The following is a 316-nucleotide window of genomic DNA, read 5'->3' as shown; positions in this document are numbered from 1 at the left end:
GACGCCGACGCGTTCGACGCGGCGTTCTTCGGGATCAATCCGCGGGAGGCGCTGGCCACGGATCCGCAGCAGCGGTTGCTGTTGGAGGCGTCGTGGGAGGTGCTGGAGCGGGCGGGGATCGACCCGGTGTCGTTGAAGGGCAGCCCGACCGGGGTCTACGCGGGCGTGATGTACCACGACTACGCCGCCGGGCTCAGCGGCGGGGACGCGCGGCTGGAAGGCTACGCCATGCTGGCCAGCTCGGGCAGTGTGGTCTCGGGTCGGGTGGCGTACACGCTGGGCTTCGAGGGTCCGGCGGTGACGGTGGATACGGCGT

The 316-nt window shown here is 71.2% G+C and carries 1 protein-coding gene; it reads left to right on the top strand.

From position 1 onward, the window contains the following. A partial coding sequence (locus IEJ02_RS48100; RefSeq protein ID WP_191070549.1) for a beta-ketoacyl synthase N-terminal-like domain-containing protein occupies positions 1–316 on the top strand: 316 nt, incomplete at both ends.

Origin of the sequence: Streptomyces sp. 5-10, assembly GCF_014712245.1 — a bacterium.
Lineage (GTDB): Bacteria > Actinomycetota > Actinomycetes > Streptomycetales > Streptomycetaceae > Streptomyces > Streptomyces violaceusniger.
Note: the sequence above shows the minus strand (reverse complement) of the source record. Positions and strands in the feature narration are given on the sequence as shown.